Consider the following 3,290-nt stretch of genomic DNA (forward strand, 5'->3'; position numbering starts at 1 on the left):
GCGGTCAGGTCGAGCTGGGTGGTGAAGTGTAGGTTGGGCAGGTAAGCCGATTCAAACAGCAGGTTCTGCATGCGTGGATCGCGGATCACGTTACCAGTGCTGATACTGGCCAGCGGAATGGTCAGGGTCGCCTGACCATTGGCTGCCACAGTGCCTTGCAACTGGCTGAAGGTCATACTTTCGGGTGTTTCCACACCGGCTGTACTTTTCTTCACGGTCACGAAGTTGAAGGTGGAGTTGGTGGCATCGAGTAACCAGCGGGCAGCTGCACCGGAGACGCTACTGCTGCTACGGCTGCTAGTGGTCGGTGTGCTGCTGCGGCTGCTGCTGGTAGTCGGCACACTGCTTGGGGTGCTGCTGGCCACTGAGCTGGCATTGCCACCACAGGCGGCGCCGTTCAAGGTAAAGGCGGTGGGGATGGTGCCCGGGTTATTCACCAGGAAACCAAAGGTCGCCGTACCGTTTGCCGCGAGGTTGGGGTTGTAAGGTGCATTTTTCACACACACGTTTTTACCGGTTTGGGTCAATACACCGTCCCACAGGTTGGGGATAGTGTCATTGCCCGCAAAACTCCAGCAGAGTTCCCAACTGGTTTTGGCAGTGGCGTTGTTGGTAATAGTGACCTTGTATTGGCCACCGTTGCCCCAGCTGTTGACGGTATCGTAAGCCACACTACAGGCACCCTGGGCGTTAACGCCGCTGGATGCCATGATGCCCAGGGCCATTAACCCGCTGGAGAGCATCGACAGTTTCATTAATTTTTTCATGATAGGTTCTCTCTAAGCTTCATCCAATTAACGGGCGTCAAAGACGAGCGCGAAGTCCACGGGTACGGCGACACTGATCGAGGCAATGCCCACCGCTGCACGCAGGGCTTCCACACCATCGGTGAGTGCGTAATCGCCGGCTTTCACGAGGATCGGTGACAGGCTTTGCACCAATACGCGGTTAGCGGACAGTTTCTGGACGGAGACTTTGGTGGTAATCGCACCGGTCACACCGTGCAGGTTCAGGCTGGCAGAGATATCGGTGGTAGCGGATTGGCCAACCGCCAGGCTGCTGATCAGGGTGGCAGGTACAGCCACGGTCACAGTTGCGGTGGGGTAGTTGGTCACATCAAACAACAGGCCGCGCATACGCTCATCGCGCAGGGCGACACCGGTATTGACAGTGCTGAGGTCAATGGTGAGGGTTGCTACACCGGCAGCGCTGATGTCGCCACTCAACGAGGTGAAGTTATGCACTTCTACGTTGTGGGTGTTTTTGGTGGTGACGAAGTTCAGGTAAGACGCGGTGGTGTCCAGAGTCCATGCAGCGGTAGTGGCAACAGACGAGCTTGAACGGCTGCTGGGTGCAACTGATGACGCAATTGAAGACGCTACAGACGAGGGTGCAACACTGCTCGCCGGTACGCTTGAAGGCGCAACCGATGAACGACTGGAAGACGACGGAGCAACCGAGCTAGGTGCGCTGGAGCTGGTCGGAGTCACAGTGCCACAACCGATTGGCTGGGTAGATACCACAATGTCATCCATCCATACATCAGCAGAACGGCCGCTGAAGCTGTGGAAGCCAAACATCACATAGTTGAACTTGTCGCTCATCCAGTCAGCTGCCAAGGCACCGTTGTTCCAGTCGCTTGACGAAGTGATTGAGTGAACTTCAGTGCCATTCACACGCATTCTCAAGGTGTCATAGGCTTGGTCCGCCAGATAATCCACCTCAACGCAGTACCAGGTGTTCGCCGCCATTTGCGGGCCTGAATACCATTGGCTCATCTTGGGTGCAATGTTATCGCTAGGGATATGGTTGGTACCCAAAACCCCTTTGATTTGACCTACGCGGATTTCATCGTTGGCATCTTTGGTCTTTTTCAGGCCGAGGATGTGTTCATGGTTGTCACCGGCCACATTGCCCATCGCCACACTCATGTTGACATAAGCACGGGTGTAGAGGCGTTGGGTGCCTGCAGGTAATGCGCGCATGATTTGCGCAGGTGCCGCGCCGCCTTTGAAGTGGATAGACTTGCCACCGTTATAAGACTTGGTGCTGTCGATCAGGGCGTATTGCGCACCGGTTGAGGTGTTGCTGTTGTTAGGTACCCAGCCAATGAAGTTTTCCCAACCGCTTGGTTGAGTGTTCACTGCACCGCTTTCAAAGGTTTCACTGAACAGTACACCTGCGCCGTTATTAACGGAGGAGGTAGTCGCTGTGCTGGATGCCGGAACGGAAGAGGGTGCAACGGATGAGCGTGCGACCGATGACGGTGCAACAGAGCTTGGCGTGCTTGAACGTGATGAAGAAGCCGGAGCAACGGAGCTGGTAGTGCCGCCGTTTTGGCTAATCATGTTGTTGCGCACCAAGGTACCTGATGTGGTCAATTGGGCTGCAGTCCATCCACCATTGGCACTAGCGTTAGGTACAAGGGCAGAAGAGCCTTCAGCCTTGTCATTCAATGCCCAGTTTGCATGGCTGATACCATTGGTTTTGAGGAAGTTTAACCAGGTATTGGTTTCGGTAACATCAACAGCGCCGTTACCATCAGCATTCACTGAACCCCATTCGGTCACAAACAAGGCAATACCGTTGTTCAGCGCGGTTTGTGCTTTGTCGCGCAGGGATTGCTTGTGGGTGCCCGCATAGAAGTGCAGGGTGTAGGCGATGTTGCTGTAGGCAGTGATCTTGTCTTGTGATGCTACATCAACGTCTTGTGACCAGGTGGGAGTGCCCACGATGATCAGGTTGTCCGGGTCAATCGCGCGGATTTCCTTGATCACATCAGTCGCATAAGGCTTGATCACGTTGCTCCAGGAAACCTGCAGCGGTTCGTTGTACACCTCGTAAATCACGTTGTTGTAGTTGCCGTATTTGGTTGCCATTTCTTTAAAGAAGGTGATGGCAGCCGCTTTATTGGCTTCTGCAGTATGGGTGTGCCAATCGATGATCACATACATATTGTTGGCAATGGCCGCATCAATCACGGTCATGGCGCGGGTTTTGTTGGAGGAGTCGCTGAGATAACCGCCCGCCTCTTCAACACCCATGGCAACACGTACCAGATTGGCCTTCCAGTCAGATTTCAACCAGGCCACGGTCTGTGCGTTGTAATACTTCTCACCGCCCCAGCCTGTGTTGCTCCAGAACAGGCTCATACCTGCCAGGTTGGCGGGTTGGCCATTCGCGGTCACTTTATTGCCTTGCACTACCAATGGCGCTACGCCTTGATTGGTTGCCGAAGACACGGACGAGCGAGAGCTGGATGCCACCGGAGTAGAAGACGGAGCTACAGA

Annotated in this window: 2 protein-coding genes; both read right to left on the reverse strand. The window is 54.7% G+C overall.

The genetic code is table 11. The features are described from left to right. The coding region (locus tag J2X05_RS21010; protein ID WP_310076384.1) for a cellulose binding domain-containing protein at positions 1–767 on the reverse strand (767 nt) is incomplete at its 3' end. A 27-nt stretch (positions 768–794) separates the two neighbouring features. Further along, positions 795–3,290 (reverse strand): cellulase family glycosylhydrolase (locus J2X05_RS21015; protein WP_310076385.1); only part of this gene is annotated, 2,496 nt, incomplete at its 5' end.

Origin of the sequence: Cellvibrio fibrivorans (assembly GCF_031457055.1) — a bacterium.
Lineage (GTDB): Bacteria > Pseudomonadota > Gammaproteobacteria > Pseudomonadales > Cellvibrionaceae > Cellvibrio > Cellvibrio fibrivorans.